At 37.2% G+C, this 24,214-nt stretch carries 36 protein-coding genes and 2 pseudogenes; 36 read left to right on the forward strand and 2 right to left on the reverse strand.

All coding sequences use genetic code 11. From position 1 onward, the window contains the following. From BLP46_RS13015 to BLP46_RS05845, 12 genes are all read left to right on the forward strand, one after another. Positions 1-424 (forward strand): adenine-specific DNA methylase (locus tag BLP46_RS13015; protein ID WP_092977012.1); only part of this gene is annotated, 424 nt, incomplete at its 5' end. Between the two features lie 10 nt (positions 425-434). Next, entirely contained in the window at positions 435-1,073 is a 639-nt protein-coding gene (locus tag BLP46_RS05795) for a hypothetical protein (RefSeq protein WP_143000458.1), read from the forward strand. 157 nt (positions 1,074-1,230) lie between these two features. Continuing rightward, a complete protein-coding gene (locus tag BLP46_RS05800) occupies positions 1,231-2,100 on the forward strand; it encodes a DNA cytosine methyltransferase (RefSeq protein ID WP_318259496.1) in 870 nt (289 codons plus the stop codon). Beyond that, positions 2,088-2,378, forward strand: coding sequence for a hypothetical protein (locus BLP46_RS05805; RefSeq protein ID WP_092977021.1), 291 nt, complete (start codon positions 2,088-2,090; stop codon positions 2,376-2,378). The genes BLP46_RS05800 and BLP46_RS05805 overlap by 13 nt, the downstream gene beginning before the upstream one ends. Next, complete coding sequence (locus BLP46_RS05810; RefSeq protein ID WP_092977024.1) at positions 2,375-2,731, forward strand: hypothetical protein; 357 nt, start codon at positions 2,375-2,377, stop codon at positions 2,729-2,731. Before BLP46_RS05805 ends, BLP46_RS05810 begins: the two co-directional genes overlap by 4 nt. Continuing rightward, positions 2,728-3,624, forward strand: coding sequence for a hypothetical protein (locus BLP46_RS05815; protein WP_092977027.1), 897 nt, complete (start codon positions 2,728-2,730; stop codon positions 3,622-3,624). The genes BLP46_RS05810 and BLP46_RS05815 overlap by 4 nt, the downstream gene beginning before the upstream one ends. Before the next feature lie 2 nt (positions 3,625-3,626). Continuing rightward, positions 3,627-4,667, forward strand: coding sequence for a methionine adenosyltransferase domain-containing protein (locus BLP46_RS05820; RefSeq protein ID WP_092977030.1), 1,041 nt, complete (start codon positions 3,627-3,629; stop codon positions 4,665-4,667). A 1-nt stretch (position 4,668) separates the two neighbouring features. Further along, the gene (locus BLP46_RS05825) at positions 4,669-4,953 is read left to right on the forward strand and encodes a hypothetical protein (protein WP_092977033.1); all 285 of its coding nucleotides are present in this window, start codon (positions 4,669-4,671) and stop codon (positions 4,951-4,953) included. Beyond that, on the forward strand, positions 4,931-6,544 hold the full coding sequence (gene groL, locus BLP46_RS05830; RefSeq protein WP_092977036.1) for a chaperonin GroEL: 1,614 nt from the start codon (positions 4,931-4,933) through the stop codon (positions 6,542-6,544). The genes BLP46_RS05825 and groL overlap by 23 nt, the downstream gene beginning before the upstream one ends. A gap of 15 nt (positions 6,545-6,559) precedes the next feature. Then, a complete protein-coding gene (locus BLP46_RS05835) occupies positions 6,560-7,519 on the forward strand; it encodes a Fe-S-oxidoreductase (RefSeq protein ID WP_092977039.1) in 960 nt (319 codons plus the stop codon). A 118-nt stretch (positions 7,520-7,637) separates the two neighbouring features. Further along, positions 7,638-8,252 carry a DNA-methyltransferase gene (locus BLP46_RS05840; protein WP_318259497.1) on the forward strand — a complete coding sequence of 205 codons (615 nt, stop codon included), beginning with the start codon at positions 7,638-7,640 and terminating at the stop codon, positions 8,250-8,252. 3 nt (positions 8,253-8,255) lie between these two features. Then, on the forward strand, positions 8,256-8,606 hold the full coding sequence (locus BLP46_RS05845) for a hypothetical protein (protein ID WP_092977044.1): 351 nt from the start codon (positions 8,256-8,258) through the stop codon (positions 8,604-8,606). Positions 8,607-8,647: 41 nt separating this feature from the next. Here BLP46_RS05845 and BLP46_RS05850 read toward each other — a convergent pair whose 3' ends face one another. Next, complete coding sequence (locus BLP46_RS05850; protein WP_092977047.1) at positions 8,648-9,253, reverse strand: ImmA/IrrE family metallo-endopeptidase; 606 nt, start codon at positions 9,251-9,253, stop codon at positions 8,648-8,650. A gap of 76 nt (positions 9,254-9,329) precedes the next feature. Continuing rightward, positions 9,330-9,674 carry a helix-turn-helix domain-containing protein gene (locus tag BLP46_RS05855; RefSeq protein WP_092977050.1) on the reverse strand — a complete coding sequence of 115 codons (345 nt, stop codon included), beginning with the start codon at positions 9,672-9,674 and terminating at the stop codon, positions 9,330-9,332. 152 nt (positions 9,675-9,826) lie between these two features. Between BLP46_RS05855 and BLP46_RS05860 the strand changes: the two genes are divergently transcribed. From BLP46_RS05860 to BLP46_RS05965, 24 genes and pseudogenes are all read left to right on the forward strand, one after another. Continuing rightward, complete coding sequence (locus tag BLP46_RS05860; RefSeq protein WP_092977053.1) at positions 9,827-10,087, forward strand: hypothetical protein; 261 nt, start codon at positions 9,827-9,829, stop codon at positions 10,085-10,087. Next, a complete protein-coding gene (locus BLP46_RS13020) occupies positions 10,081-10,248 on the forward strand; it encodes a hypothetical protein (protein WP_167669194.1) in 168 nt (55 codons plus the stop codon). Before BLP46_RS05860 ends, BLP46_RS13020 begins: the two co-directional genes overlap by 7 nt. After that, positions 10,241-10,504: a hypothetical protein gene (locus BLP46_RS05865; RefSeq protein WP_092977056.1), complete on the forward strand. Its 264-nt coding sequence runs from the start codon at positions 10,241-10,243 to the stop codon at positions 10,502-10,504. Before BLP46_RS13020 ends, BLP46_RS05865 begins: the two co-directional genes overlap by 8 nt. A gap of 10 nt (positions 10,505-10,514) precedes the next feature. Next, on the forward strand, positions 10,515-11,309 hold the full coding sequence (locus BLP46_RS05870; RefSeq protein ID WP_092977059.1) for an ADP-ribosylglycohydrolase family protein: 795 nt from the start codon (positions 10,515-10,517) through the stop codon (positions 11,307-11,309). A 299-nt stretch (positions 11,310-11,608) separates the two neighbouring features. After that, positions 11,609-12,547, forward strand: coding sequence for a zinc-ribbon domain-containing protein (locus BLP46_RS05875; RefSeq protein ID WP_143000459.1), 939 nt, complete (start codon positions 11,609-11,611; stop codon positions 12,545-12,547). A 2-nt stretch (positions 12,548-12,549) separates the two neighbouring features. Beyond that, positions 12,550-13,581, forward strand: coding sequence for a DNA polymerase beta superfamily protein (locus tag BLP46_RS05880; protein WP_092977065.1), 1,032 nt, complete (start codon positions 12,550-12,552; stop codon positions 13,579-13,581). Between the two features lie 18 nt (positions 13,582-13,599). Then, positions 13,600-14,547, forward strand: coding sequence for a hypothetical protein (locus tag BLP46_RS05885; protein ID WP_092977068.1), 948 nt, complete (start codon positions 13,600-13,602; stop codon positions 14,545-14,547). Further along, positions 14,538-15,833 (forward strand): CCA tRNA nucleotidyltransferase, encoded by a 1,296-nt coding sequence (locus BLP46_RS05890; RefSeq protein ID WP_092977071.1) that lies wholly within the window; start codon positions 14,538-14,540, stop codon positions 15,831-15,833. The genes BLP46_RS05885 and BLP46_RS05890 overlap by 10 nt, the downstream gene beginning before the upstream one ends. Continuing rightward, entirely contained in the window at positions 15,820-16,149 is a 330-nt protein-coding gene (locus BLP46_RS05895) for a hypothetical protein (protein WP_092977074.1), read from the forward strand. The genes BLP46_RS05890 and BLP46_RS05895 overlap by 14 nt, the downstream gene beginning before the upstream one ends. Positions 16,150-16,280: 131 nt before the next feature. Continuing rightward, positions 16,281-17,057 (forward strand): annotated as a pseudogene (locus BLP46_RS05900) (DNA adenine methylase); the annotation flags it as partial. A gap of 10 nt (positions 17,058-17,067) precedes the next feature. Further along, positions 17,068-17,256, forward strand: a complete 189-nt coding sequence (locus BLP46_RS05905) for a hypothetical protein (protein WP_092977080.1) — start codon at positions 17,068-17,070, stop codon at positions 17,254-17,256. Positions 17,257-17,260: 4 nt separating this feature from the next. Next, positions 17,261-17,662, forward strand: a complete 402-nt coding sequence (locus BLP46_RS05910; RefSeq protein ID WP_092977083.1) for a hypothetical protein — start codon at positions 17,261-17,263, stop codon at positions 17,660-17,662. Between the two features lie 58 nt (positions 17,663-17,720). Next, the gene (locus BLP46_RS05915) at positions 17,721-18,470 is read left to right on the forward strand and encodes a DNA adenine methylase (protein WP_092977086.1); all 750 of its coding nucleotides are present in this window, start codon (positions 17,721-17,723) and stop codon (positions 18,468-18,470) included. Beyond that, on the forward strand, positions 18,457-18,651 hold the full coding sequence (locus BLP46_RS05920) for a hypothetical protein (protein WP_092977089.1): 195 nt from the start codon (positions 18,457-18,459) through the stop codon (positions 18,649-18,651). The genes BLP46_RS05915 and BLP46_RS05920 overlap by 14 nt, the downstream gene beginning before the upstream one ends. Before the next feature lie 127 nt (positions 18,652-18,778). After that, a complete protein-coding gene (locus BLP46_RS05925) occupies positions 18,779-19,264 on the forward strand; it encodes a hypothetical protein (protein WP_092977092.1) in 486 nt (161 codons plus the stop codon). A 44-nt stretch (positions 19,265-19,308) separates the two neighbouring features. Beyond that, the gene (locus BLP46_RS05930; RefSeq protein ID WP_092977095.1) at positions 19,309-19,653 is read left to right on the forward strand and encodes a hypothetical protein; all 345 of its coding nucleotides are present in this window, start codon (positions 19,309-19,311) and stop codon (positions 19,651-19,653) included. Then, positions 19,637-19,882: a hypothetical protein gene (locus BLP46_RS05935; protein WP_092977098.1), complete on the forward strand. Its 246-nt coding sequence runs from the start codon at positions 19,637-19,639 to the stop codon at positions 19,880-19,882. Before BLP46_RS05930 ends, BLP46_RS05935 begins: the two co-directional genes overlap by 17 nt. Then, positions 19,879-20,652 (forward strand): DNA-methyltransferase, encoded by a 774-nt coding sequence (locus BLP46_RS05940; RefSeq protein WP_092977101.1) that lies wholly within the window; start codon positions 19,879-19,881, stop codon positions 20,650-20,652. Before BLP46_RS05935 ends, BLP46_RS05940 begins: the two co-directional genes overlap by 4 nt. Before the next feature lie 170 nt (positions 20,653-20,822). Then, positions 20,823-21,268: pseudogene (locus BLP46_RS05945) on the forward strand (XF1762 family protein). A 191-nt stretch (positions 21,269-21,459) separates the two neighbouring features. Next, complete coding sequence (locus BLP46_RS13315; RefSeq protein ID WP_318259490.1) at positions 21,460-22,035, forward strand: phosphoadenosine phosphosulfate reductase family protein; 576 nt, start codon at positions 21,460-21,462, stop codon at positions 22,033-22,035. Positions 22,036-22,043: 8 nt separating this feature from the next. Further along, on the forward strand, positions 22,044-22,427 hold the full coding sequence (locus BLP46_RS13320; protein ID WP_318259491.1) for a phosphoadenosine phosphosulfate reductase domain-containing protein: 384 nt from the start codon (positions 22,044-22,046) through the stop codon (positions 22,425-22,427). A 59-nt stretch (positions 22,428-22,486) separates the two neighbouring features. After that, entirely contained in the window at positions 22,487-22,828 is a 342-nt protein-coding gene (locus BLP46_RS05955) for a hypothetical protein (protein WP_092977104.1), read from the forward strand. Continuing rightward, positions 22,821-23,786, forward strand: coding sequence for an AAA family ATPase (locus BLP46_RS05960; protein WP_092977107.1), 966 nt, complete (start codon positions 22,821-22,823; stop codon positions 23,784-23,786). The genes BLP46_RS05955 and BLP46_RS05960 overlap by 8 nt, the downstream gene beginning before the upstream one ends. Beyond that, on the forward strand, positions 23,786-24,007 hold the full coding sequence (locus BLP46_RS05965) for a hypothetical protein (protein WP_092977110.1): 222 nt from the start codon (positions 23,786-23,788) through the stop codon (positions 24,005-24,007). The genes BLP46_RS05960 and BLP46_RS05965 overlap by 1 nt, the downstream gene beginning before the upstream one ends. Positions 24,008-24,214: the final 207 nt, after the last annotated feature.

Consider the following 24,214-nt stretch of genomic DNA (forward strand, 5'->3'; position numbering starts at 1 on the left):
GGGGGGGGGGAAAGTCATTATTGACCCATTTGCAAACAGTTCAAAAATAGGGACAATTACCAATGACTTGAATCCAAAGTTCGACACAGATTATCACCTTGATGCTTTGGATTTCCTAAAATTGATGAAAACACAATCAGCCGATGTGGTTTTATATGACCCGCCGTTCTCGGTGCGTCAGCGCGTGGAGTGCTATGAAAGTGTTGGCATTACTCCAACTATGGAACATACAAAAGCCTCTTGGCGTAGCAATCATCTCAATGAGATTTCACGGATTGTCAAACCGGGCGGTTATTGTTTGAGTTTTGGCTGGAATACAAACGGTGTCGGCAAAACGCGCGGATTTGAGATTATCGAAATTCTTGTTGTGGCGCACGGTGGGAGTCATAACGACACTTTATGCACGGTTGAAAGAAAGGTTTAGAATAAATAATATGAATTATGATGATGAATTAACAATGTTTGAAGCTCTTTTGTATGCACAAGAGGGTGAAAGCCCTTCAAAAGCCATCGAGAATCAGGAAAAGAGAGGTCAGCAATCCGTAGTTGCAAATCAAAGGTTGCCTAAAAGGACTAATTTTTGTTCTGGTTATCAAAATAAAAACAATACCGATTTTACAAAATCACAGTATGAGAAAATGGGCATTGAAATCGTAGGGGATTATGATGGTTTGTTTTGGGAAGTCCAGCTTCCCGAAGGATGGCAGGTTAAAGCAACGAGTCATTCTATGTGGAACGAAATCATTGATAACAAGGGTAGAAAACGCGCAACATTCTTTTATAAGGCTGCGTTTTATGACAGAGATGCTTTTGTAAATTTTGAAACAAGATTTAATATTTCCGTTGAGCATACCGCTGATTACACAGCAGATTATGATGTTTGGAGCAAATCTGATTATCACGGTGTAGTCAAAGATTGTGACAAAATTATTTTTGAAACAGAAACAAGACCCTATTGCGAAGATTTATTTGAAGAAGATAAAAAGGTTATTAAGCCCCTTACTAAAGTATTAGAAAAATATATGGCTGAACATTATCCCGATTATAAAGATGTAAATGCTTATTGGGACTAACAAATGGTGTTTTTATCTACGTTTTTGATTTCTAATCACCTATTTCTGAGTGTTTTCTTTTTGTAATTAAGGTGTTTTTATAGATTTATAATTTAGACCCTTCATAATTCCTCTAAAATAGAGGGGTTAAAGTGATATTTGTGTCAATAAAAACACCATTTTATCGTCACAAAAGGGTTTAACGGTTCTAAGCTTATGCGATGGTATGAGTGGCGGGCAAATCGCATTGAAGGAGTTGGGAATACCAATCCATAAATACTTTTCATATGAGATTAAGCCCACTGCCGTACAAACCACTCAATTAAATTTCCCGAACACAATTCAATTAGGAGATGTGCGGGATTTTGATATAAATGATTTACAAAACGAAACCATAGATTTATTTTTGTGTGGTTCTCCTTGCCAAAATATGAGTTTGATAAATATTACCGGCAAGGTTGGAGTTGATGGTGAAAAGTCAAGTTTGATTTACATATGTGTCGATATTTTCAAGCAAGTTAAACCAAAGTATTTCCTATTTGAAAATGTTGGCTCAATGACGAAAGCAGATAAAAGGGTTTTTAATCAGCTTATCGGTTGCGAACCTGTACAAATCAATTCTTCTTTGGTTTCCGCGCAAAAGCGTAATCGGTTGTATTGGACTAATATTCCTTGCGATGTTCCGCAAGACCGTGGGATTTTACTTAAAGATATTTTAGACGAAAATCCACAAAGAGAAGAAAATTGGTCTGATAAGAAACGAGCATTTGTAAATCGCAAACGAAATGGAACTATGTATGTGCAGGTAAACGGTGATAAATCAATTCCGATTACCGCCCGTGGATATGCTGCGTGGAACACGCAGTTCATAGAAGATGAAAATGGTTTGAGAGATTTAACCATAAACGAATATCGAAAATTGCAGACTATTCCTGATTGGTATGATTTCGGCGGGTTAAGAAAGTCAGCTATAACAGACCTAATCGGCGATGGTTGGAGCATTGAAGTAATTAAACATATTCTAAGAGGTATAAAATGTACGAATTAAAAGGTATCGCAATTCTCAGCGAAAATATTTACGACGTTCAAAGCTATAAAGAAAAGCACAATGACTTTTTCGCGCAAATCCGCGAATGGGTATCGAGTGTAGGCAATGGTTTCACGCTCTTTGAGCCGGTTGACAATCACAGATTTGCTTGTGCTTACAGATTCACTTGTAGCACCGAGGATTTTTGTCGTGGTTTGTCAGCAGAGCTTCAATCAAAACTCAGGCGCGAATTTCCAAGTCTAAATGTGCTTGTTGAGCAAGTGGGTGAAGTAGAGTGATAATAGAACCAACCCGCGCGGAATACTCAATCGAATCATTAAGAGAAGCAATAGCGAACTGCAAGAAATATCCTAATTATCGGGTATTGGCTGTTTTCCCGAATTACAAAGAAGCCGCAATGAGTTTTGTGGTTTTCCCGACCGAGGAACTTTTAGGCGTAAGCGTTCGCATTAACCATCAAAGACAAGAAATAAATCTATCCTGCAAGAATGGCAGTTGGATTAAGTTTCTCGTTCACGGCGATTATGTTACTCACGGATTTAGAGTAAACACTTTGCTTGAATCTCCGCTTGTCAGCAAAAGCACTCTCGATAGCGTTTATGCTCCAATGCTAATCCCGTATCGCGTATGAAAAGATGGATATTAACCCTTGAAGGTAATGACTATAAACCGCTAATTTATGCTGATACCGCCGAAAAAGCGCGGCAATACTTTTATTCCGAGAATGTAACAGATATTCAGCCATACACGAATATGGAGTATTTGAAATACATTGAGGAAATTAAAAGCAAGTCCGAGCTTTTGGCAGAGCAGTTAAGAACAGACGGAACGCGGGAATGGTATAAATGCGTTTTGCCCGATGGTTTTGCGCGGATTAGATTATACAAGGATTTAGATGGAGAGTATTACGATATTGCAGAATATCAGTTTATGTCGAACGACAGTATGATTTATCCTTGCACATTTACTTATTCAAATCCCGCGAAAGTTCATTCCTTATTTTTTGTAGCACCACTTTCTTGCGAGGTGGTTTCATATAGATTTTGGGGTCAGCCAAAACTTGCAAAACCCGCAGAATTGAAAGGCGTTAAGCAGAGCTTTGCGGCAGATTATATTCCAAAGAAATGTTCTTGTCCTTGTTTTGTTAATGGTGATGACTTGTGGATTAAACACAGAGATTTCTTCTCGGAATCATTCAGACCACCAGTAGAAGATATGGGCGCACCTTTGAGATATATTTTAGAAAAATACTTTCCTGATTTTAAACGCCATACTAAAGATTTTATATATGCCGATGCTTGGGGCGACGTTGTATTGCGAAATGAAGCGTGGATTGTGTTCCGAAATTTCGGGCAAGTAATCCGGCGCGATAGACATTTGCCGATACAAAGTTTAGTTAAAGTATTTCTTAAAGCAGATATTATAAGAAAGTCCAAGATAGATTCTTTATCAAATGATTGGTACAGATTCTTTGAAGATGTAATTCAAAAGTACAATGAATTTATTAAGAAGGGGGATGGTTAGTTATGTTCTTCTCAAACGAAATCGTATTCAGGTCGCATCCCGACAAAGTTGCAGACCAAATAAGCGATGCTTTGCTCGATGCTTATTTATCGCAAGACTCAGATAGTCGCTGCGGAATTGAGGTTGTCGGCGGTAAAGGCAAGATATTCGTCACTGGCGAAGTAACCTCGAAAGGTGATGTTGATGTTGAAAATGTTGTTAAATCCGTTTTGGATGACGTTGGATATTCAAAAGACTGTGAAATAATTAACAATCTTGGGCAACAATCACCCGATATTGCGCAGGGAGTTGACACTGGCGGAGCTGGCGACCAGGGAATGATGTTCGGCTATGCTTGCAGAGATACTACAAGTCACGTTCCTCTTGCAATGCACATTTTACAGTGTTTGTCGATGTATTATGATTGGCTGCGTTCGCAAGACCCGCGATTTTTACCCGACGGTAAAGCTCAAATCACAGGTTGCTATGACGAAAGTGGCAAACTCAGATATATAAAGGATTTCGTTATTTCTTATCAAAACACAGAAGTTGATAGGGAAGAAACGGACAGGATTTTGATTGATTATTGCCGCAATTTATGCCATCAGTATTATATCTCGATTGAGAATTTCCATATCAATCCAACGGGTAAGTTTCTTATCGGCGGATTTGAGGGAGATGCGGGATTGACTGGTCGCAAAGTAGTGATTGACAACTATCAAGGCTTTGCTCCTGTCGGCGGCGGATGTTTCTCGGGCAAGTGCTTTACAAAAGTTGACCGTTCTGCTGCATATAAGGCAAGACAATTAGCAATCCGTTTTCTTAAAAGTAATAGCGAGTTTGATTGGGTACAAGTTCAGTTATCATACGCTATTGGTATTGCCGAGCCGATGGCTATTTATATCAAAACCAACAAAGGCGATTATCAAGAGAACATTGATAAACTATATCGGGAGTGTACTCCCGCGCGGATTATCAATGACCTGAAACTTAAATCGGTAAAATATTATGAAACAGCGAAATTCGGGCATTTTGGATTGCCGGGATTTCCGTGGGAGAAATAATATGAAGATAAAAATGGAATATAACGATTATGTTCTTCTTAAACCATACGAAATCGAACCTCAAACTGCATTAATTGTAAACAGCAACGACACGCCTTGTCTTGGCAAAGTCGCGGTGGATTATGAGATTTGGGGCGGCGAAACCGTATATGCCGTTGGTGAGATTCTGTTATTTGACGTAATGAAATCTCAAAAATATGTAATCGGCGGCGAGGAATATATTATCGTAAAGACAGAAAATATTATTGCAAAGGTGGATTCAGATGGCGAAAAAGATACTATATAACGAGGATGCGCAAAAAGCACTTCAAAATGGCGTAAACACCGTTGCGGAATGTGTTAAGGTAACTCTCGGCGCAAAAGGCAATTTTGTTGGCTTAGATAGAGATTATGGTTCGCCGCTTATCACTAATGATGGAGTAACCATAGCAAAAGAGGTTGTTCTGTCTGATGAATTTGAGAATATGGGTGCAAAGCTCGTATGCGAGGCTTCCTCAAAGACAAATAGCGATTCCGGCGATGGCACGACAACAGCTATCGTTCTTGCACAAGCATTAGTCAACAACGGATTAGGCTGCGTTGTAAATGGCGAAAGTCCTGTTTTGATTAAAAAGGGAATGGAACGGGCGGTTGATAACGTCGTTGAGTATATCAAGGAACACGCTATTCCTGTGCGCGGAGCAGACGATATTGCAAAGATTGCGACTATCTCATCCCGCGATGAACAGTTCGGCAAAATCATTGCTGACATTATCGAGAAGATGGGTAACGATGTTGTAATTACGGTTGAGGAATCCCACACTGGTAATACAGAATATGAGATTGTCAAAGGTCTACAATTCGACAAAGGGTATGTTGCGCCGCATATGGTTACAGATGTTGAGAAGATGATTTGCGAGTACGACAATCCGCTCATTTTGATTACTGACCAAAAAATCACTAATATTCAGGACATTCTTCCCATTCTCGAAGAAGTGTCAAAAAGTGGCAGAGCGTTACTGATTATCTCTGATGAAATGTCCAATGAGGTAATGGGAACACTTATTCAGAACAAACTGCGCGGAGTTCTCAATGTGGTTTGTGTTAAGCCACCAAAGTTTGGTGAAATGCGTGAGGCTTGGCTTGAAGATATTGCGGCACTTACGGGTGGAGTATTTATCAACAGTAAGCACGGAATGACTTTGAAGGATATTGAAACTCATCATCTTGGCTCGGCACAGAAAATTAAGGTTGACAAGGACACAACCACGATTATCGGCGGCACGAACAATCCTGATATTATCCAAAACAGGGTTTCTTCAATCCGCGCGGAGCTTGAAAAAGCAACATCCGAGTTCGACAAGGAAAAGCTGAAGGAGCGTATCGCAAAACTGACGGGCGGCGTGGCTGTCATTCGTGTCGGTGCTTCTACGGAAGTTGAAATGAAAGACAAAAAGTTGAGGTTAGAGGATGCGCTTGCAGCAACCAGAGCTGCTATTGATGAGGGTATTGTTCCCGGCGGCGGCATTGCATTGCTTAATGCTTGTGATGAATTGCAAAGAAATAAAATTTATGATTATGCCGAAGATTATTTGACAGGAAATGAAATTGTAATCAAAGCGTTACAAGAACCCTTTAAGAATATCGTTGAAAATGCGGGTTGTGACTACAAAGAACTATACTCAACATATATGGCGAATAAAGGTAAGAAACCACATTCTTATATTAAGAATTGCGGATTTGATGTAATGACAAATAAGTTTGTTGATATGATTGAAAACGGTATTATCGACCCTGCAAAAGTTACCCGCACGGCACTTCAAAATGCCTTATCCGTGGCTACAATGATTATCTCAACGAAGGTGTTGATTACAGAAGATAAGGAAACCAAAGAATAAGAAAAGAGAAATGCAATGAAAATTGTTAATACACATACCGGCAAAATATATGTTGACACCGACAGAAAGTTAGAGTTCTTAACTGTTGGTGATTATGGAAAAGAAAATAATATTAAGGCTGATTTCCTCGGACTAACCAAAGAAATCAATGGCGTGGCAAACACAGAAGTTGATTTATCCGATAAATGGGTTGCTACCATCAGCACACAAAAGGGCTGCCCTATGAATTGCCAATTTTGCGATTGCCCCAAATATGGATTTTATGGTAATGCTTCTATTGATGATATGTGCTATGAAATTGAGCAAATATTAAAGGGCGAAACCGTAAAGGAAACAAAAAGATTTAATGTGCATTTCGCAAGAATGGGAGAGCCGACATTTAATAAAAACGTTTTGGCTTTTGCAGAATCTTACCTAAAACCTCTTGTTGGTGAGTATATCAAAGCAGACACCATTCATCCGGTAGTTTCAACAATGCTCCCGAAGAATAATCCCAAACTTTTTGATTTTATTACTGAGTGGTGTTATATCAAAAACAACGTATATAACGGTGAAGCTGGGCTTCAATTTAGTATTAACAGTACGGATGAGGCTCAAAGAAAAACACAATTTGGAAATAAAAGTTTAGCACTTGTTCAGATTTCGGAGTTTGCTCGCACACTTCCTATGCCGAAAGGCAGAAAATACACATTGAATTTTGCGGTTACTGCGCAGACAATTCTTGATGCAAAAGAACTTTCAAGACTATTCGACAAAGATAAATTCATCGTTAAGATTACTCCAATTCACGAAACAAATTCTGCTATTAAGAATGGCTTTGATGTTGCTACATCTTATACTGATTATGACGTTTACAGAAAATTTGAGCAGCCCCTACTTGATGAAGGTTGGGATGTAATTGTGTTTGTCCCAAGCAAAGAAGAAGATAGCGACAGAATTACTTGCGGAAATGCTTTAATCGCAAACGAACAATAAAACCAAAGAGGAAAAGAGAATTTGACAGTAATTAAGAACACCCCACCGAGCGAAGCTCATTTGTGGAGAGTGCGTAGAACAACTAAAATTACTTGACGATAACAGTATTGATTTGATTGTGACAGACCCGCCGTATAAAGTTACTTCGCGCGGAAGTGCGGGAAACAGCGGCGGTATGCTCCAAAAGAAAATCAATAAGCGTGGTCAAGTATTTGCGCATAACAACATTGATTGTTCTGAATACGCACCTGAGTTTTATCGGGTACTGAAAGATGGTAGCCATTGCTATGTGATGACTAACCACGTTAATTTGATTAAAATGCTTAATACTTTCACAAATTGCGGGTTTCATTTTATCAAATGCCTAATATGGGATAAGGGTAACAAGATAATGGGTCAATACTATATGTCGCAATTTGAATACATAATGTTCTTCCGCAAGGGCAAAGGCATTAAAATCAATCATTGCGGGACGAGCGATATTTTATCTGTTCCGAATGTTAAACTCAAAGGTGATGATGGCAAAAATCTCCACGACACAGAGAAACCAGTTGAACTAATGAAGATACTTATTGATAATTCTTCTAAGGTAGGAGATATTATTTTAGACCCATTTATGGGTATTGGTGGAGCGGGAATAGCAAGTCAACAGCTTGACCGTAATTTTATTGGAATTGAAATTGATAATAAATACTATGATATTGCTATGCAACGTATAAAGAAAGCGAGTTAAATAATGACTACAAAATGTTGTTGGGCGCAAGCAGAGCGGGATGGAGATGTATTTACTTGCCCAGTTTGCGGAAAGAAAATTGATGTGGGAGAAAGATACATTGTTAAATCCCATAAAAGAATAGGTGGGCAAAGACGAGCTAATTTACACGCCAGCTTTGAAAATGGCGCGAACTGCTGGTTGAATCCAAGTGATTTCCAAGTTGGTAACTGTGGCAGAGTTTATATTGAATTTACCAATGGCGAAGTACATACGATTACAACGTCCGGAGTTCAACAGTCGGACTTTGACGGAAAGACCTTAACGGTTAATACATATAATACTGTTTATGTATTTGAAAAAGCAGAAAAATAAATAGCACTTCCAAAACGGAAATGCTAATTGATAAATAGTATTTATTGTAGGGTTTTATATTTAACAACATTTACAATATCGTTTTCCCAAGCGGTTTTCCTATGGTTTCTCAGCCATATCTTATACTCCTTGAGGCGTATATCGGAGGCTTCTGCTGACAAGCCAAATGTGTTTTGAATATCCCGCGCGGATTGTATCTCAAACGCCTTAAACAAAGGTAATGGAGATAACAATGTCGCTACAAAATAGTCAACTTCAATTTCATAATCTTGGTTATTGATTCGTGCGAATGAGTTCTCAGCAATTTTATCCACGGCAGACAGAATGTGATGCCCACAAACGATATGACCTATTTCGTGGGCTATTGTCCATCTGCGCCGACCATAATTGCTTGTTTCAGCCAAGTTCACCAATATTAAATATCGGTTAGTTTCCACATCATAATGCGTACAGCCGGACTTGCTTTGACACAAGGCAATAACGTCATTGACTGAACAATGATTGATGTCGGCAAACTTCTGGTATGACATTAGTTTGCAGTTTGGTAATAGAGATAAAACTTCATTCAAATCGAGCGGATATTTAATTCGCGGGAGTTGAGAATAGAGTTTTAATACCAGATTATTGATATAAATTTTCCTAATCAATGGGGTTATAGTCCTCCTATTATTATACTTCTATTATCAGTATAACAAATTAGGTGGGCGATAAACAGGACAATGCTCAATCGTTTTCCTCAAAAGCATAGCCAAAGGCAAGTTTAATCATTTCGAGTGATTTGGTTTGGTCTTGCGGAGTCATTCGTTCCTTACCGCGCTGCAAAGTAATGATGTACTCATCGCCGAGCAGTTCTGAGGCGGGAGTTCTGACATCCGTTCTTCCGAGCAGATAATCAACTGACACATTAAAGTATGTTGCAACTTTAGCTATCTTATCCGCCGAAGGAGTAGATTGTCGCCATTTTCTAATGACAGAGTTGCCCATTCCTAAATCGCTTTCTAATTTGTTAATTGTTATTCCGCGCTCGGCACAAAGCTCCACAATCCTTTGATACAATACGCTATCCATAATAATTCTCCTTTATCGAGAAAATAATCTCGAAAAACTATTGACATCGAGAGAATTTTCTGATAATATATACACATTGAGAAAATAATCTCGAATCACCAATATTATACAGCCTATTTTCTCAAAAGTCAATATGTAGAGAGGAAGTTTTTATGTTTTACGCAAAATTTAAAGGAATTGAGAATAGTGATGTCGCAGAATTTCAGACAGAACAGCAGAGGGATGAATGGGTAAACTTCCAAGATGAGTTCAGCCGCGACTTTGACACTACGGTTGACAACTGTGTTTTTGGGCGGGAAAAACTGACAAACGAGGACGAAATAAAAAGTGTGGTTGAGAATAAGAATATCCCGACCGCGCAAGATGAAATTCTATCTTACATAAAATGGTATTTAAGGAGTAACATATGCTGAAAAACAAATTAGAGAGTTTACTTTGGTCTTTGGAAATGATTAAGCGTTCTGCCAGAAATGAGAAAGGCTGTGTTCTGAAGGACACTGGCGGCTTTATCCACGATGGGCAGGTTGATGATTTAATCACGCTCGTTAAAGAGAGAATGGTTGCGAATGGGTAAAGGTAAACCGCGCCACGACCCTAATAAGCGACAAAATAGAATAGGTTCAGTTTGTCCGTGGTATGAAGAAATAAAGGATAAAGACGGCAAAATAATCTTGCGGAATTGCGAAGCATACTTATCTTCTAAAGTAACAGAAATTTGTAAAGGTAATCCGCATAATTGCATTAAGGTTAAATACAGATATTTGGCGGCTCGTAGTGACAAACAGAAAAACAACGGTGATGACAAAATAAGTTATTTCGGAATGAGATAGGTGAGATATTATGGCTATTAAAGGCGCAATTATTGGAGATATTATTGGGTCACAATATGAGTTTCAAAGACCTGCCGATTTTGACAATAAAACAGCTATTTTATTGACGGACAAATGTGAGTTTACCGATGATACCGTCCTTACTTTGGCTACAAAGTATGCTATTTTGCACGATAAGCCATTTGCAGAGGTTTATGCCAAATTCGGCAAAAAGTACCCTCACAAGGGATTTGGCGGGATGTTCTTGGATTGGCTCAATACTGACCATACGCAACCATATAATAGTTATGGCAATGGCTCGGCAACGAGAGTCTCTTATATCGCTGACTACTATGATGACATAGAAGATGTTGTTGCTAATGCCCGACATTCGGCAGCTTGTACTCATAACCATCCCGAAGGGATATTAGGAGCAGAGGTCACGGCGGCTTGTATATGGTTTGCGAAGAATGACAGAACTAAAGAGCAAATTTTGGAATATGCTATCGCTCAATATCCAAAAGAGGAATATGCGTATAGTCCCGAAATTCCTCTTGCTCAAATGAGGGAATATTACCGATGGGATGTCACTTGTCAAGGTTCTGTTCCGGCAGTTATTCGCTGCATTTACGAAGCAAACAGTTACACCGAGTTTATCCGTAATGTGTTAAGTTTGAAATGCGACACTGATACATTGTGCGCTATTGGCGGCGGGATTGCGGAGGAATTGTTTGACAATTCTGCCGACCCGATTATGACTCAAGCAGACGAAATCTTGAAAAAATACCTTGACGATTATCTTCTAAAAATTTTTTTAGAAAATTAAAGGAAATAGCAAAAAACATATTGACATAACTATTACAAAAATGTTATAATTATTACAGTAAAGATATCAAGGAGGCGCAATAAATAAAAATAGCTGATATAAGAAGCGCATTAAAGGAAAACAATATTTTATATGATAAAAGTATAAATATTGATGATATTCAAAGTAATAAAAAATATGACTTTGTTTGCGCAAAAGGGCATATATTTCATTCTTTTCCAGTTAATGCTGTAAAAGAAGGTGGCAAAATAGGATGTCCTATATGTTCTCATAGACAAGTGTTAGCCGGTTATAACGATATGTGGACTACCGCTCCTGAGTTAGCTAAATATTTATCAAATCCAGATGATGGATATAAATACACTAAATCATCAAATCAATATCTTGAATGGACTTGTCCAAATTGTAATCACACGTTTATTAAACAACCCAATAAAATGTCGGTCGCAATTACTAAATGTCAGTATTGTAATTTAGAAAAAAGTTATTCAGAAAAATTTTTAATAGCTTTTTTAGAACAGTGCAATGTTGATTTTGAGGTAGAAAAAATTTTCCCTTGGTCGAATAAAAAAAGGTATGACTTTTATGTCCCGAAATTTAATTTAATTATAGAAACGCATGGGAAACAGCATTATATGGAAACATATATGTACAAAAAATCAAGAACATTTGAAGAAGAAAGACAAAATGACGTGCTTAAAGAAAAATTAGCAAAAGATTCAGGCATAATAAATTATTATGTCGTTTTAGATTGTCGAAATGGCAACCAAGAATGGGTTATGCAGTCTATTTTGAATAGCGCTCTTAAAAAAATATTTAATAATATAATTAATGATATAGATTGGGATTTGTGCAATAAACGTGCGGTAAACAATGATACAAAAAGCATTTGTGAAGCATATGAAAATGGTGAAAAAGACTTAAAAAAATTATGCAAATTATTTCATTTATCAATCAATTCATTGCGTGAAAGATTGAAATTTGGTGCAAAATATGGATGGTGTCAATACAATCCTAATATTGCAAGAAAAAATGCGCGTATTAAATCTGGAAAATATGTTGTAGAGAATATGTCGAAGCCGGTACTTCAAATTGATAATAAGAATAATATAATAAACGAGTTTAATAGTTTACAAGAAGCTCAAAGAACGCTTAAAGTATCACATATTTGGGATTGTATAGTTGGAAGAAGAAAAAGTGCCGGTGGATATAAGTGGAAATATAAAGAGGCTGCTTAATTATGATTGATATGCAAAAGATATTAAAACAAAAAGAATATAGTTTTCTAAATAACAACAATAATCTCGGTGATAATATCATTTTATTGGGCTTTGGCGGGAGCTATGCTTATGGTACAAATAATGAAGATTCAGACATTGATATTCGCGGAATAGCCACAAATACTTCAAGAAATATTCTTACTGGGCGAGATTTTGAACAAGTTGTTGATGTCCGAACAGATACGACAATTTATTCATTTGATAAAATTGTAAAGTTGCTTTGTTCCTGTAACCCTAACACCGTGGAGATTCTTGGGCTTAAACCAGAGCATTACTTTTTACTTACAGATGTAGGAAAGAAATTGATTGATAATAGTCATTTATTTTTATCTAAAAAAGCTATATATTCATTTGGATGCTATGCTTCAAATCAACTCCGCCGTTTAGAAAACTTCACTGCAAGAAATACAAGTCAATCTCAGTTAGAAAAGCATATCCTTAAAAGCATTGAACACGCATCGGTTGATTTCAAAAGCAGATATTTTGATATGCCGGAGGATTCAATCAAATTGTATATTGACGAATCTCCGAGAGATGATTACGAAACAGAAATTTTCTGCGACGTAACATTAAAGCATTATCCGCTCCGCGACCATAAAGGTATGTTGAATGATATGGGAACTATTATCCGTCAATATGCCAAGATGGGCAAAAGAAATGAAAAGGCAATGGTTCATAATAAACTCGGGAAGCATATGATGCACCTTGTCCGGCTTTATCTTATGGCTTTTGATATTCTTGAAAAGGGCGAAATCAATACCTACCGCGAAAAAGACCACGATTTTCTTATGGATGTTCGCAACGGCAAATATCTCGACGACAATCAGCAGCCGACCAAAGAGTTCTATGAAATCGTTGATGAGTTAGAAGCTAAACTTGACAAACTCAAAGATACGACAGATTTGCCCGACACGCCCGATATGGATAAAGTTATGGATTTGGTTGAAGAAGCCAATGGCGACGTGGTTAATAAAAATGTATTGCCGTATTGAATATAGGTGAGTAATCATATGACAAGAGAAGAAGTATTACAATTTACAGGTTTGAAGAAAAGATTTTGCAAGGATTGTAACTTGCCTATCAATCTTTTTGACGAACCTTATTTTACGCAAAGGCTCAAAGCACTTGACGTTCAGTTTGATTGCGTAAAGAAGTTCGATACGTTTTGCGCGGATTTAGAAAAATACGATACCGAGCAGGAGTATTTTGAGTATTACAACACCGTCAAGGATGGCGTTATCAATATGATTAAGGATAACACAGAATATATGAAGTTCCTTAATGACGATTTTGCGGACGTGAGAGTTGTAACCAAAAATATTACGTTGGGCAACAAAAATCTTTATATCGAGGGAAATCAGGATAAGACTTTTATTTCTATTGATATGAAGAAGGCTAACTTTTCCGCGCTCAGACACTACTCTCCCGCGATTTTCAAAAACGTGGAAACTTGGGAACAGTACATCGGCTTTTTCACTCCGAGTGAACACATAAGAAGTAGCAAATATATTCGTCAAGTCATTTTGGGCGCGTGTAATCCAAAAAGGCAGATTACATATGAGCGTTATCTTATGACAATGCTCTATCTGCATATCAAGAATGAACTTGATGGCAAGGTTAGTTTTTACAGCTTGGGTAACGATGAAATCATTATCTCAGTTGCTGGCACGAGCGTTTCCGCAAAGGAAATCAAAGCTGCAATCGAAACTTGTCCGCAAAAAATTGGTGAGTTAGTTCGATTTGAGATGTTCGACTTACAAAAGGTTGGCGATTATGGTTGGATGAAGGTTATCTATGATGAGCCTGAGAGAGTTGAATTTAAGACTATTAATGCCGACATTTATCACCAAATCGTAAAGCATTACTGGAATATGCCGATTACCGAAGATGACCTTGTGTTCCGCTATAATGGCGTTTTGGCGAGGTTTTTGGAGGGAGTGAAGAATCCGTGGATATAAAGTTACCTATGTCCGTACAATTTATTCTTAATCAGTTGAACGACAACGGATATGAAGCATATGTTGTCGGAGGCTGCGTTAGGGATTCTATTATGGGCTTTGCTCCGCACGATTGGGATGTTTGCACCTCCGCTCTGCCCGAACAGGTAATTGACGTTTTCAAGGATTACAAAGTAATTCCCACGGGTATTCAGCACGGCACGGTTTCCGTGGTTTTAGAAGATACCGTCTATGAGATAACCACATACAGAGTTGACGGAGAATACAAGGATAATCGCCATCCCGACAGTGTGGAGTTTGTGTCAAATCTTAAAGAAGATTTAGCCCGCCGCGATTTTACAATCAATGCTATGGCTTATAACGACAAGGACGGGCTGATTGATTACTTTGGCGGAATTGATGACATTAAGCATAAGTTCATTCGTTGCGTTGGGTTGCCGAAGAAAAGATTTTCCGAGGATGCCTTGCGGATTATGCGAGCCTTGCGTTTTGCTATGGTTTTCGGGTTTAATATTGAGGGTAGAACAAGTTTTACTATGGATATTCTCGCGGATAATCTAAATCAGATTTCTATTGAGAGAATTAATGCGGAAATCACCAAAATGTTGTCTTGCCTGTGTGATAAACCATTGCAAGATTTTGATAATGAAGAATATTATAAATATCGTGCATTATACTTGAAAATGCTTAAATATCTTCATATCATAAGCCACAAGATTGACGAAGTTGACTATGACGAGAAGTTCCGCAGGATTGCAGAATATAGTGACAATTTCCTACTCAACCTTGCTATTACTTTTGATAGTCCGCGAATTGAAGAAACGCTTACTTGGCTGAGATATTCTAACAATGTTATAGCAGGAGCAAAAGAGATTTATACATTAGGGCATTACCTTGTGAATGAGGCTGGTGAATGGCAATGGGATTATTCAATATATCCCGCGCGGAAGCTACTGGCAAAGATTGAACATAGCGATTATCACGATGTTATCAATTTTGCAAAGTCTTTATGTGATGACACAAACAACGCTCAACAAATAAGGATATTTCTGAGTCTTGGTGAATTACAAAATGATGTCGCGCGGTGTATAGAGAATTGCGACGTTTACTCCTTGAAATATCTCGCAATCAACGGGAACGACCTAATTGAGCTTGGTTATAAAGGAAAGCAGATAGGCGAAATACTGAATAAATTGCTCGACCTTGTAATGAGGGATAAGGTTAAGAATACCCGCGCGGAGTTGCTACAAATAGTAAAGGACGGTAAACTCAATGCCGGAATATAAATGTCCTAAATGCGGCTGCGAAAAAGTTTATGCAAAGCCTCAAGGTCGAAGAATGGGTGTCTATTGCGCGGACTGCAATACTTGGATTCGTTTTACGACCTATAAAAAAATGAAAGACATCTATAACAACTTAGATGAAGAAAATCTTAATGACGGAGTTTCAGTCCGCAGAATCAGGAAACTCGGCAATGTAACAAGAATGTATTGCTCTAAATGCCAATGCTTGTTATATAATTCAAATTATCCAAAAATCGAAGGTCAGTTTGATTTGGTTAATGCCAACTTCTGCCCGAGGTGCGGTAGAAAACTGATTTGAATATAAATAGCACAAAACATAAAATAACCATAGAGGGAATATGATTACAAGTCCAATTTTTTATATGGGTAGCAAAAGGAAACTGTTGAGCAAAGGTTTATTAGAACTTCTCCCCCCCGAGCGAAACTGTAAATACGTTTATTGACCTTTTTGCCGGCTCTGCTACCGTTTCAATGAATTATCGTTCAACAAGAACAATCGTGAATGACATAAACTCAAATTTATTCAAGTTTTACGAGATGTTCCGCGACAATCACGCAGATTATATTATTGATAGGATTATCAAGAATATAAACACGTTCTGGTTATTACGGCGCGGAGTAAAGCAAAAGTCAGAAGAAGCTGAGATTTATAAACCTCGCTATATGAAAATGAGGGAGTATGCTAACCAAACAAAAGATTGGATTGATATTTACTCCTGTATGTTCTATGCGTTCTCTCAGCAAATGCGGTTTAATAGCAAAGGCGAATTTAATATGCCTTTCGGGAACGGAGCTTTTACTGAACAGAATGAACAGTATATCCGAGATGGTTGTGCGTTCTTCCATCGCGGGAGTGTTATAACGACAAACTTTGATTTCCGTGAGTTAAAGGTTGATAAACTCAATCCTATGGATTTTGTATATCTTGACCCGCCATATTTCAACACAACAGCAACGTATAACGAGAATAATGGTTGGTCAATGCAAGACGATTTGGATTTGTTCAAATTGTGCGAACAGCTTGATGCGCGGCACATAAGATTCGGAATGTCAAATGTTTTCAAATGCAAAGGCAAAGAGAACACACATTTGATTGAATGGTGTGAAAAGTGCGGATGGCGAGTTTACATATTCGATAACTTTACATATATGGCTTGCGGAAAAGGCAACTCCGAAGCCAAAGAAGTATTTATTTGTAATTATTAAGGGAGAATATATGGAAATTATTAAAAAAGGAAATATCGAGCAGGTGATTGAATCGAGAATGTTTGAGTGCAAACGCTGCGGATGCGTATTTAAGGCAGAGCGCGGCGAGTACGAAAACAAAATGGATTGCCGTAATGATATATATTATCTTTGCGATTGCCCAACCTGCGGCAAGACGGTATATCAGAGTGAGGAATAACACTATGAATTTTTATTTAGAAAAGATGATTGAATTGGGAGCAGATGGCGTTGATTTTCACGCTTTTGTTGCTAAACCGCCAAAATGTTATATTTCTCAGTCCAACACTAAAGAAGATTTTATGAACGGCGATATTGGAACACCGAGAAGCGGATATACTTTTTGGAAAAGAGAAAATGGTGAAAAGAAATATATTTATCCCGAAAGAAATGAGAAAAATGAAGTCACTGAACCAGTCCGGCAGTCATTTGCATTTGGTGATAAAGTCGTGTTCGCATCACCTCAGAATCCAGACTTGCGAACGCCGTGCGTATTTATCCGTGATGATGGTGGTAAGGCTGTAATAATTTTTGAAAATGCCGAATGGGTGGCAAGAGTGAATTATCGTTTTCTTTCTAAAAGGTGATATATGCAATATTTAGGTGGTAAAAGTAGAATAAGCAAAAGAATTGCGGAGGTTATAAATGCGCTATCAAGGCGGGAAATCGAGAATATCACGGCAGATTGCCGAGATAATTTCAATAACCTCTCCCGTAAATGCACGGGGGGGGAGAACTATAATTAGCCTATTTTGTGGTTCTTGTTCGGTAGAGAGTAAAATTCAAGGATTTGACAGAATGATACTGAACGATAAACACAAATATTTAATAGATTTGCTTAAAGGCGTTCAATCTGGTTATGAATTGCCAGAGCATATTTCAGAAGAACAATATAAATATATTCGCGAACATAAAGACGAAGATTGTGTGCTAACCGGATTTGTAGGGTTTGGTTGCAGCTTTGGTGGCAAGTGGTTTGGTGGTTATGCAAGAAATAAAACCAATACCAACTATGCTCTGCAAAGCAAGAGGTCATTGCTGAAGGATATGGCAACACTCAAAGGTGCGGAATTTACTTGTCAAGATTATCGTGACGTTGAGCTTCCACCAGATTGTGTGATATACGCAGACCCGCCATATGAGAATACGACTGGTTATGGTAATGAGAAATTCAATAGTCAAGAATTTTGGGAGTATGCGAGAGAAGTGAGCAAAGAACATTTGATGTTTATTTCAGAACAAGCCGCTCCGCCCGATTTCGTGGCAATATGGAAAAGACCGTTTACACGCACACTTGATGTGAATAAACAAAATCAATTCAAAGTAACTGAAAAGTTATTTATACATAAATCACAATACAACAAATTGGAGAGTGATTCCAATGAAATTATTTAAGAAATCAAATGATGATTCTGTTGAGTTAAAATTTCATTGCTCAAAGTGTGATACTGATTTGATTAAAGAATCATCTGAGTGCCGTAAAGTTATTTATCCTGGTTTTGCAAATTCCGTGATGACATATTACTTTACACATTGCCCAAATTGCGGAAAACAGATTTCTGCGAGGTATAACTAATGACATTTTTTCAAACGATTTTAGATGAGATGGTTAAAGGGAATTTCTCTTTCGCTATCTTGATTGTCGGAGCATTGCAGTTAATCGTTATGATGATTAACTTATGTAAGAGAAGATAGGGGATATAATGGAGAAGTTTTATATTGTTTCCGCAGAATCCACACTCGGAAAGGCGTATCAAAATTATAAGAACGATTCTGATTTGCTTTATAATACATATTTGGATTTTGCAAAGGAAAAGGGTATTACATCTGACGGAGTTTATTTAACCGCAAAGAGATTGTGGATTAAGCCAACAGCAGAAGATAAAGAAAAATTTGGCGCGGAGTTTATGATGTATGAGCCTGGCAAGTTCAAGAAAACCTCACAACTTTGTAAAGAATGGGTTAATCTATGCCAAGAAAAGGGAATTAAGGGTTTAGCGAAACCGAATCCAATATTCTATTTTCATAAGAGTGATTTCTTTAGTTGCAGAAGCCGTTTGTTTGAATTGGATGGTGTGGTTTACCGTACTCTTTCTTCAAGTAGTGAGTTCGATGCTCCGGATGGACTAAATGAAATCAAAGCAAGTGAGTTTTATACAATTATGGAACAACACGAAATTCAAATATAAAAGTGTGGTTTTATTATCTGTAATACATTAAAGTGAGAAAATATATGAATATCTTAATTAAACGAGTTGGAAGTATAAATATTACTTTATATTCAATTATTTATAAATTATCAGATATACTTGACAACTTAAACGATATAAAAGGAGATTCACGCGACTCAAGTTTTATTGAGTTTTACGAAGCAAAGGGAATACTTGATAAATTATTTGAGGAAAACAATATGAATAATAATCTTGAAGAAATGATAAAAGATTCATTTGATGAATTTGAAGATATGCTGGATTCAATTAACGTAAAAATTGGATATATTCAGGATGATATTGAAAAAATAAAAAATTCTTTATCAAACAATACAAAGGATAGTGTTTCAAATGAACAATCAACGTAGAAAACAAATAAAAGAAGTCCAAAATCAATTATCAGAAATTCGCGATAATCTAAATTCCATTTTATGTGACGAAGATGAATATCTTTGCAATATGCCAGAGGGCTTATTTAGTAGTAGTAAGAAGTCTATGGTCGCACAAGAAAATGTTGGTGATTTACAATTCAGCGTTGACGCAGTTGATGAACTAATAGATACATTAAAAGGAGTCGTTGAAAGAAAACATATATGAATAAAATTTTAGAATCGCCCGAATTTGTGCAAGGGTATTCTCTAATTAAAGGTGACTGTCTGGAAGTTATGAAAAATATTCCCGATAAAACTATTGATATGATACTTTGTGATTTACCATATGGCGTTACTCAAAATAAATCTGATATACAAATCCCCTTTGATAAACTATGGGATTGTTATGAGAGAATTATTAAAGATAATGGAGCGATAGTTTTATTTGCTCAAGGAGTTTTCTTTGTAGATTTGGTTAATAGTAATCGTAAAATGTATAGATATGATTTGATATGGGATAAGTCTTTGGTTACTGGATTTTTGAACGCTAAACGTATGCCGCTGAGACGACACGAACAGATAGCTGTGTTTTACAAGAAATCACCTGTTTATAATCCGCAATTTACAAAAGGGAGACCTTCTCATAGTAAAGGTAGTAAATATAGAAATAAACCTGTTGTAAATAATAACTATGGTAAATTTCAAGCCATTGAATCTAATCAATCCGAAGATAAATATCCAACCTCTATTATTACAATTCAAAAACCACATCCGAGTAAAACATTACATAGAACAGAAAAGCCAGTTAAATTATTAGAATATTTAATCAAAACTTTTTCTAATGAAGGCGACTTAATATTGGATAATTGTATGGGTAGCGGAACAACAGGAGTTGCCTGTATAAATACAAATAGAAAATTCGTCGGAATTGAAATTGACGATACATATTTTGAAACGGCAAAGAAAAGAATTGAAAGTGCAATAAATAGTATTTAATATGAAAAATAGTAGATTATTAAAATACGAAGGCAAAACACCAAATGATTTTCAACGAATAAAAGATATAAGTTATTATAATCACAATTATTATTATGGGTTAGATGATGATATTCTATATGCCGAAAGTGATGATTATGACGCGACAGAGCAGAAGGAAATACATTAATATGAGTAATTTACATATTAAGCCTATTACTCTCAAAGCCGCTAATGAATTTGTATCTAAATATCATAGACATCACAAGCCAACAGTTGGACACAAATTTTCGATTTCTTGTGTTCAAGATGGAGTTGTTCGGGGGTAGCGATATGTGGTAGACCTGTATCAAGATATTTAGATGATGGTTTAACCCTTGAAATCAATCGCTTGTGTACAGATGGAACAAGAAATGCTTGTTCTATTTTATATAGAGCTTGTGCGAGGATTGCTAAAAATATGGGGTATAAAAGAGTAATCACATATATTTTGAAATCTGAGAACGGTGCGAGCCTCAAGGCAAGTAATTTTATTTGCGAGGGCGAAGCTGGCGGAGAGATATGGACGGGCAAAAGAAGCGGACGCGATAATGGCGTTCCGAAAGAAAAGAAAACAAGATGGGCTAAATATTTTTAGTTCTAAATTAGAAATAAGTAAACCCTCTAAAACAGGGGGTTTGCGAGAGAAAAATTGACAATAAAATAGAATTTTTATTGATTTATCAATCTTACAAAGCTCCATAAATAGAGGGTTTTGTATTATAAATCAGTATTACCAAAGTTTAATTATGATAAGTTAAAGTATGAAAAATAGGGAGTTTATTATAAATGAACGACGATAAAAATTCTAATTCATCCAACAAGTTTACTGTCGCGGATTTGAAACAATTTCAAGCATTGCCGCTCGATATAAAAGTAAGAATGACATACTTACGAATCAGATGGTGGCTTAATGAATTTGATGGATATGTTTCTTTTAGTGGCGGTAAAGATAGCACGGTTCTTTTACATATTGCGCGGCAAGTAGACCCCGATATTCCTGCGGTTTTTGTGGACACTGGACTTGAATATCCGGAAGTACGGGAATTTGCTTTAAGTCAAGAAAATGTTATTCGACTTCGACCAGAAATGAATTTCCGAAAAGTTATTGAAACTTATGGCTATCCACTGATTAGCAAAGAGGTATCTCAAAAGATATACACTGCTCGGAGATGTCCTTCCGGCGTATGCGCTGGAAGATTTGACCCCAATAGCGAACACGCCCAAAAGTATGGGAATCGCTATTCGATGGCAAAATGGAAATGGCTAAAAGATAGTGATATTCCAATTAGCCATATGTGTTGCAATATTATGAAAAAGAATCCTGCCAAAAATATGAAAAAGAATCAGGAAGAACGCCAATAGTTGCAACAATGGCTTGTGAAAGTCAAAACAGAAGAACTACTTGGTTGCGGAATGGTTGTAATGCCTATGAAAGTAAAAGACCAATATCTCAACCTATGAGTTTTTGGACAGAACAAGACGTTTTGCAATATATAAAAGAGAATAATCTTCCTTATGCCTCGGTATATGGAGATATTGTGGAGGGTGAAAATGGGAAATTAAAAACTACCGGTTGTGACCGCACGGGTTGCGTATTTTGCGCTTTTGGATGCCACCTTGAAAAAGAACCCAACAGATTTCAAAGACTCAAGCAAACGCATCCGCAGCTTTGGGAGTATTGTATGAAAGATTGGAAAAATGGTGGATTAGGAATGAAAAATGTTTTGGAATATATAAATATAAAAACGGAGTAATTAAATGAAAGCAGAGGAATTGATTATTGAAGAAATCGCAGAGAGTTGAGGTGAATAGAATGTCAGAATCAAATGTAACACCAACTGAAAATGAAGAAATCAAGCAAAAGCAACAGGCAGATTTCGAGAACCGCGCGGAGCAGATTATCCGCCCGCTTTTAGAAAAGCAAAGAGTGCAGGGTATTCGTATCGGCATACTTACGGCGAGCAAGGTGGTTATGGGGCATCTCAATGACACCTCAAAGCCCTTGCTGAAACGCATTGAAGCCGTAAAAAAGTTTTGCGGCGTGGCAATGAAAGATGAAGATAACTTTCTGAATCAAGGCATTAACGATACTCCCGCCGAATCTGAAATAAAGGTTGAAGAAAAACCCGAAACTGAGGTTGAGGAAAATGAATAAACCCTCATTTATTATGATGGTTGGCTTGCCGGGAAGTGGCAAAAGCACATATGCGAAAATGCTCACTCTTGATGGTAAGCCATACATCATTCATTCGTCCGACAAGTTAAGAGAAGAATTATATGGCGATGCCGCGATTCAGGGCGACAATAACAAACTGTTCGCTGAATTGCACAAGCGAATCAAAAAGGATTTGCAGCGCGGAGAAAACGTCGTATATGATGCCACGAATATCAAAAAGAAAAACAGAATTGCATTTCTTAGAGAACTCAATGATATTCCTTGCTATAAAGATTGTATCGTTATGGCTACTGAGTATAAAGCCTGTGTGTACAACAACGAGCATAGGGAACGCAAAGTCCCGCCAGAAGTTATCAGAAGAATGTTCCTCAACTATCAGCCTCCGCACGAAAGCGAAGGATTCAGAGAGATTATTTATGTGTTTACATATCTAACTTCTGATAATAGGTTAGTTAAAAACCCGCCGAATGACGATTACACATTATCAAAATTCTTTAAGATTGCAAACGATTTTGACCAAGAAAACCATCATCATTCATTAGCTCTTGGTGAGCATTGTGCAAAAGCAGGAAAGTATATTCAAAATCATAGACCAAATGATTTTTGGTTATTGATAACCGCACTTTTACACGATATTGGCAAACTTGATACAAAATCAAGGCTCAATTCTCGCGGAGTTGACGATGGCAATGCACATTATTTCAATCATAACTGTGCCGGCAGTTATACCGCAATGTTTGTTCTATCCAATATCGAAAAAGTATGGGAGAAATATTGCCCGATGAGCGACGTGACAAATATGATTTATTACCATATGCACCCATATTTGGCTTGGAAACAATCAGAAAAAGCAAAGGAACGAGATAAGAGATTACTCGGCGAAAAAATGTTTAATGATATTATGTTGCTGCACGAAGCTGATTTAGCAGCGCATTGATGAGGATAGTAGAATGGAAAAACCTTGCAAGCATTGTGTACACGGACATCACTATGAAACTCAAAACGGAGAACCCCGTTATTATTGTAGCATTTGGATATTCGACGATATGGCTTGCCGTAATTGTGAGCGTAGACAAAAGTATGAAGATTTTCTTGAAAGCCGGCGGAAATACAAACAAGGCAAGCCTGTTAAAAATATTCAAGAATATTTTGTGTTAAAAGAAAAAGGGGAATCATTGTTCTATTGGCGTGGAGCAATTAGACATTTTAAGGTTCTTGAATGCCTACAATTTAGAACGTTTGTTGATTTGATAAATCACGGTAATCTTTATAGAGCAATCAAAAAACAATAACACTCTTTGAGTGATGACATAGATACCTTACTTGAAAGGCGTTGGTTAAGTTGATTGTCTAACATAAATAGCA

This window comes from Ruminococcus sp. YE282 (assembly GCA_900101355.1).
Lineage (GTDB): Bacteria > Bacillota > Clostridia > Oscillospirales > Acutalibacteraceae > Ruminococcoides > Ruminococcoides bromii_A.

Coding starts and splice junctions, on each gene's coding strand:
- BLP46_RS05795 (WP_143000458.1), top strand. CDS start 435: ATGAATTATGATGATGAATTAACAATGTTTGAAGCTCTTTTGTATGCA.
- BLP46_RS05805 (WP_092977021.1), top strand. CDS start 2,088: ATGTACGAATTAAAAGGTATCGCAATTCTCAGCGAAAATATTTACGAC.
- BLP46_RS05815 (WP_092977027.1), top strand. CDS start 2,728: ATGAAAAGATGGATATTAACCCTTGAAGGTAATGACTATAAACCGCTA.
- BLP46_RS05820 (WP_092977030.1), top strand. CDS start 3,627: ATGTTCTTCTCAAACGAAATCGTATTCAGGTCGCATCCCGACAAAGTT.
- BLP46_RS05825 (WP_092977033.1), top strand. CDS start 4,669: ATGAAGATAAAAATGGAATATAACGATTATGTTCTTCTTAAACCATAC.
- groL (WP_092977036.1), top strand. CDS start 4,931: ATGGCGAAAAAGATACTATATAACGAGGATGCGCAAAAAGCACTTCAA.
- BLP46_RS05835 (WP_092977039.1), top strand. CDS start 6,560: ATGAAAATTGTTAATACACATACCGGCAAAATATATGTTGACACCGAC.
- BLP46_RS05845 (WP_092977044.1), top strand. CDS start 8,256: ATGACTACAAAATGTTGTTGGGCGCAAGCAGAGCGGGATGGAGATGTA.
- BLP46_RS05855 (WP_092977050.1), bottom strand. CDS start 9,674: ATGGATAGCGTATTGTATCAAAGGATTGTGGAGCTTTGTGCCGAGCGC.
- BLP46_RS05860 (WP_092977053.1), top strand. CDS start 9,827: ATGTTTTACGCAAAATTTAAAGGAATTGAGAATAGTGATGTCGCAGAA.
- BLP46_RS13020 (WP_167669194.1), top strand. CDS start 10,081: ATGCTGAAAAACAAATTAGAGAGTTTACTTTGGTCTTTGGAAATGATT.
- BLP46_RS05865 (WP_092977056.1), top strand. CDS start 10,241: ATGGGTAAAGGTAAACCGCGCCACGACCCTAATAAGCGACAAAATAGA.
- BLP46_RS05870 (WP_092977059.1), top strand. CDS start 10,515: ATGGCTATTAAAGGCGCAATTATTGGAGATATTATTGGGTCACAATAT.
- BLP46_RS05875 (WP_143000459.1), top strand. CDS start 11,609: ATGTGGACTACCGCTCCTGAGTTAGCTAAATATTTATCAAATCCAGAT.
- BLP46_RS05880 (WP_092977065.1), top strand. CDS start 12,550: ATGATTGATATGCAAAAGATATTAAAACAAAAAGAATATAGTTTTCTA.
- BLP46_RS05885 (WP_092977068.1), top strand. CDS start 13,600: ATGACAAGAGAAGAAGTATTACAATTTACAGGTTTGAAGAAAAGATTT.
- BLP46_RS05895 (WP_092977074.1), top strand. CDS start 15,820: ATGCCGGAATATAAATGTCCTAAATGCGGCTGCGAAAAAGTTTATGCA.
- BLP46_RS05905 (WP_092977080.1), top strand. CDS start 17,068: ATGGAAATTATTAAAAAAGGAAATATCGAGCAGGTGATTGAATCGAGA.
- BLP46_RS05910 (WP_092977083.1), top strand. CDS start 17,261: ATGAATTTTTATTTAGAAAAGATGATTGAATTGGGAGCAGATGGCGTT.
- BLP46_RS05915 (WP_092977086.1), top strand. CDS start 17,721: ATGCGCTATCAAGGCGGGAAATCGAGAATATCACGGCAGATTGCCGAG.
- BLP46_RS05920 (WP_092977089.1), top strand. CDS start 18,457: ATGAAATTATTTAAGAAATCAAATGATGATTCTGTTGAGTTAAAATTT.
- BLP46_RS05925 (WP_092977092.1), top strand. CDS start 18,779: ATGGAGAAGTTTTATATTGTTTCCGCAGAATCCACACTCGGAAAGGCG.
- BLP46_RS05930 (WP_092977095.1), top strand. CDS start 19,309: ATGAATATCTTAATTAAACGAGTTGGAAGTATAAATATTACTTTATAT.
- BLP46_RS05935 (WP_092977098.1), top strand. CDS start 19,637: ATGAACAATCAACGTAGAAAACAAATAAAAGAAGTCCAAAATCAATTA.
- BLP46_RS05940 (WP_092977101.1), top strand. CDS start 19,879: ATGAATAAAATTTTAGAATCGCCCGAATTTGTGCAAGGGTATTCTCTA.
- BLP46_RS13315 (WP_318259490.1), top strand. CDS start 21,460: ATGAACGACGATAAAAATTCTAATTCATCCAACAAGTTTACTGTCGCG.
- BLP46_RS13320 (WP_318259491.1), top strand. CDS start 22,044: ATGGCTTGTGAAAGTCAAAACAGAAGAACTACTTGGTTGCGGAATGGT.
- BLP46_RS05955 (WP_092977104.1), top strand. CDS start 22,487: ATGTCAGAATCAAATGTAACACCAACTGAAAATGAAGAAATCAAGCAA.
- BLP46_RS05960 (WP_092977107.1), top strand. CDS start 22,821: ATGAATAAACCCTCATTTATTATGATGGTTGGCTTGCCGGGAAGTGGC.
- BLP46_RS05965 (WP_092977110.1), top strand. CDS start 23,786: ATGAGGATAGTAGAATGGAAAAACCTTGCAAGCATTGTGTACACGGAC.